Origin of the sequence: Sphingobium sp. (genome assembly GCF_035511395.1) — a bacterium.
Lineage (GTDB): Bacteria > Pseudomonadota > Alphaproteobacteria > Sphingomonadales > Sphingomonadaceae > Sphingobium.
Genome location: NZ_DATKFP010000101.1, coordinates 1 through 3,814, shown reverse-complemented (window position 1 = coordinate 3,814; position 3,814 = coordinate 1). Strand labels below are relative to the sequence as shown.

The following is a 3,814-nucleotide window of genomic DNA, read 5'->3' as shown; positions in this document are numbered from 1 at the left end:
ATCGCTGCGCGGCTTTTTATCCGGTCGTCACCTGGCTCAACAATAGCGCGGTATGGCAACCAGAAGCGATAAACACGGCCAATGCCGTGCGCGCGGCGACGGCGGCGTTGGACCATGACAGCTTCGGTCTTCTGGGGCTTTGATACCCCGCAAGGGCAGGTGAGGCGCATAGCTGCGCCCCACCCGCGGGCTCAGGCGGTTTTTTCGGATCGATAGGCGTCGGCCCCGGTCTGGATATCGTCCAGCTTTGGCATTCCCGTCAGATGATTGCCACCGCTGACCGGCAGATTGACGCCGGTGATATAGGTCGGGCCGGAGAGAAACACGACCGTGTCGGCATAGTCCCTGGGCAGGCCCACCCGACCCAGCGGAACGTGGCTTGCATAGAGTGCCTCGACTCCGGGAATGGCGAACAGGCCCGCCGACAGCGCCGACTTGATCGGACCGGGGAGCAGCGAGTTCACGCGGATGCCGCGGGCGCCATATTCAAGCGCCGCATAACCGACCAGGCAATCCGTCGCGGCCTTCGCGCAGGCATAGGCAAAATGCGGGGGTTGCGGCTGCACCGTGCTGTTGGACGAGATAAGCGTGATGGAGCCGCCGTCGTTCATCACCCGCGTCATGTGGCGGATGAAGTGGACATGACCGAAATAATTGACATCCACCCCCCGTTGCAGTTGATCGGCGGTGACGTCGGCGATCATGCTGATGACCGGCAGGGCGGCGGCGTTGACTGCAATGTCGATCGCGCCATGCGCCTCTGCCGCGACGCGCGCCAGATTGGCGATGTTCTGTTCGTTGCCGGCATCGCACTGGACGGCGATCCCGCCGATCTTGGCAGCCAGTCGCTCCAGCCCGTCCATGGAGCGGGCCGCGACGATCAGCTTTGCGCCTGCTTCCGCCAGCGCCTCAGCAACGGCCCAGCCCGTTCCGCCTTCGGCCGAAGCGCCTAGCACCACCGCTACCTTGTCCTTCAACTGCATAAGCCATTCCTCTCCTTGATTTTACATCGTTCGATCATATAAGATCGCATAGGTACGATAATAATATGAACTATATTGCGATCGCAAGCTATCGCGCAGGAAGAGGAGCTTTCCGATGACCATTGCGGCTAGCGCCAAGCTGTTCGAACCCGTGAACGTCGGGAGCCTCGCACTCGCCAATCGGACCGTGATGGCGCCGATGACCCGATGCTTCGCCCCCAATGGTGTGGTGGGGGCGGATGTCGCCGGCTATTATCGCCGTCGCGCCGAAGGCGGGGTCGGCCTGATCGTGACGGAAGGCACCTGGATCGATCATCCCAGTGCCTCCAATGAGGAGCGCGCGCCGCGCTTCTACGGTGACGATGCCCTGCAAGGGTGGCGGCATGTCGTCGATGAAGTGCATGCGGCGGGTGGCAAGATCGTGCCGCAACTCTGGCATGTCGGGATGACGAGGCGGGCGCAGATCGACAATCTTTACGACGCCATTGATGAAGACCTGACCGTCAAATCCAGCCCGTCCGGCTATATCGATCCGAACGAACAGGTGGCACGGGGCAGCAGCGATGCGGACATTGCAGCCTTGATCGACGCCTATGCGCGGGGAGCCGCGACGGCGCAGGCGCTTGGCTTCGACGGCGTCGAACTCCATGGCGCGCACGGCTATCTGATCGACCAATTTCTGTGGCACGGGACCAATTACCGTCAGGATATATGGGGCGGACCGTCGCTGGCCGACCGGGCGCGTTTCGCGGTGGAGGTGGTGCGTGGCTGCCGCCAGGCGGTGGGGCCGGACTTTCCGATCCTGTTTCGTTTCTCCCAGTGGAAGCAGCAGGACTATGAAGCGAAGCTGGCGACGACACCGGGTGAGTTGGCGACCCTGCTGGAGCCGCTGGCGGATGCGGGCGTGGATATCTTCCATGCGTCGCAACGCCGTTTCTGGGAACGCGAATTTGTGGACAGCCCCCTGAATCTGGCGGGCTGGGCGCGCAAATTGACCGGGCGGCCGTCGATCACCGTCGGCTCACTGGGCATCGAAAAGGAAATGCTGGCGACCATGTTCTCCAGCTCGCAGGCTGCTCCGTCCTTGGGGCGGCTGGATATATTGAATAAGATGCTGGAGCGGGGCGATTTCGAGCTGGTGGCGATCGGCCGGTCGCTGCTGGTCGATGCGGACTGGGTCGAGAAGGTGCGACGCATGGCCCATCATGAATTGCTGCCCTACAGCCCGGCATCCCTCGCGACGCTTTCCTGATACCTTTTTTCCGTCGGCGCGAATGCCGACCCTATTCTCAATCGGAATGATGGCATGGCAAAATTAAATCTGATCAAGCGTGATGGTGGCAGTCTGGAAATCGAAGGCGATGCCGGTGTTTCCATCATGGAAATGATCCGCGACAGCGGTGTGGACGAACTGATGGCCCTGTGCGGCGGCTGCTGTTCCTGCGCGACCTGCCATATATTCCTGTCCGAGGAAGATATGGGCAGGACCGGCGAGGTGAGCGCGGACGAGAGTGACTTGCTGGACAGTTCCGATCATCGCCAGGCGGGGTCGCGCCTGTCATGCCAGATCATCTGGTCGAATGATCTGGATGGGCTGACCGTGACGATCGCGCCGGAGGACTGAACAGACGTTTCGTCAGTCAGGCGGCGTTGCGGAGCGCGTCATCCTCCAGGATCAGGTCGGCCGCCCGCCATGCCGTCGCCATGGCCGGGCCATTGGTATTGCCAGAAATAAGGCCCGGCATGATCGAGCAATCGACGATGCGCAGACCATGGACGCCACGGACCCGGGCGCGCCCATCTACCACGGATCGCGTATCCCCGCCCATGCGGCAGCTTCGCACTGCATGAGTCCCGCACAACGCGATGCGGCGGACCGCGGCCAATATCTCTTCGTCGCTCTGATGGGAAATGCCCGGCGACATTTCCGCGCCGACATAGGGCGCCAATGCGGGCTGGGCGACGTAGGCACGGATATAGCGAACCATTTCGATGGCGGCACGCTGATCCGTCTCGCTCGACAGCCAGTTCGGGTTGATGATCAGCGGGGCATCGGGATCGGCGCTGCCAAGGGTGAGGGAGCCTTCGCTGTCCAAGCCGATCAACTGCGCGGTGATGCTCATGCCAGGTGTGGCTTCGACCGACTGCATCGGTGCGACCGTGTCCTTTTCCTTCTCCTCGGGGATATCCAGCGTCCATCCGCTGACATAGAGTTGTGCATTGGGGCGGACCCGCTCCGGGCTGGTGCGGATGAAGGCGCCGACTTCCATCGCGCCATTAGCCAGCGGGCCGGACTTGCGCATCAGATATTGGGCGACGCTGGCGGCCAAGCCGATACCCCGTAGCCGGTGGTTGATCCCACGCTCTCCCCCCCGCAGGCGATAGGTCGCGATCATGCCCAGATGTTCCAATATGCCGCGTCCGACATTCGGACTGTCCTGCACTACATCGATGCCCAGCGCGCGCAAGCGATCGGCGGGGCCGATACCCGACAGTTGAAGCAGCTTGGGCGTGCCGATCGTGCCGGTGCTCAGGATGATTTCGCCGCGGCAGGTATAATATTTCGGCGCGCCGTTTACGCGGCAATCCACGCCTGCCGCGCGGCGGCCGTCAAACCGGATGCGATCGGCATAGACATTGGTCACAACATGGAGGTTAGGGCGATGCCGCACCGGATCGAGAAAGGCGACGGCGGAGCGGATCTCGCCGCGCAGCAGCGGCTCCAGCCATTGCTTCTTCTGCTCTTCGTTGGCGTAGCGCACCAGCACTTCCATGTTGCCGGTATCCGGCGCGGAGCAGTTGAACGGCTCCGGGCCCAGCAGCGAGCGGCC

General features: G+C 62.6%; 4 protein-coding genes. 2 read left to right on the top strand and 2 right to left on the bottom strand.

The window, feature by feature from the left end; genetic code table 11:
* Positions 1–191: 191 nt before the first annotated feature.
* Entirely contained in the window at positions 192–983 is a 792-nt protein-coding gene (locus VMR39_RS06515; RefSeq protein ID WP_325415177.1) for an SDR family oxidoreductase, read from the bottom strand.
* Between the two features lie 115 nt (positions 984–1,098).
* Here VMR39_RS06515 and VMR39_RS06510 point away from each other — a divergent pair, with 115 nt between their 5' ends.
* A complete protein-coding gene (locus VMR39_RS06510; RefSeq protein WP_325415176.1) occupies positions 1,099–2,235 on the top strand; it encodes an NADH:flavin oxidoreductase in 1,137 nt (378 codons plus the stop codon).
* A gap of 54 nt (positions 2,236–2,289) precedes the next feature.
* The gene (locus VMR39_RS06505; protein WP_325415175.1) at positions 2,290–2,607 is read left to right on the top strand and encodes a 2Fe-2S iron-sulfur cluster-binding protein; all 318 of its coding nucleotides are present in this window, start codon (positions 2,290–2,292) and stop codon (positions 2,605–2,607) included.
* 16 nt (positions 2,608–2,623) lie between these two features.
* Here the strand turns inward: VMR39_RS06505 and VMR39_RS06500 are convergent.
* On the bottom strand, positions 2,624–3,814 hold a 1,191-nt coding region (locus tag VMR39_RS06500; protein ID WP_325415174.1), incomplete at its 5' end, for a GMC family oxidoreductase.

Coding starts and splice junctions, on each gene's coding strand:
- VMR39_RS06515 (WP_325415177.1), bottom strand. CDS start 983: ATGCAGTTGAAGGACAAGGTAGCGGTGGTGCTAGGCGCTTCGGCCGAA.
- VMR39_RS06510 (WP_325415176.1), top strand. CDS start 1,099: ATGACCATTGCGGCTAGCGCCAAGCTGTTCGAACCCGTGAACGTCGGG.
- VMR39_RS06505 (WP_325415175.1), top strand. CDS start 2,290: ATGGCAAAATTAAATCTGATCAAGCGTGATGGTGGCAGTCTGGAAATC.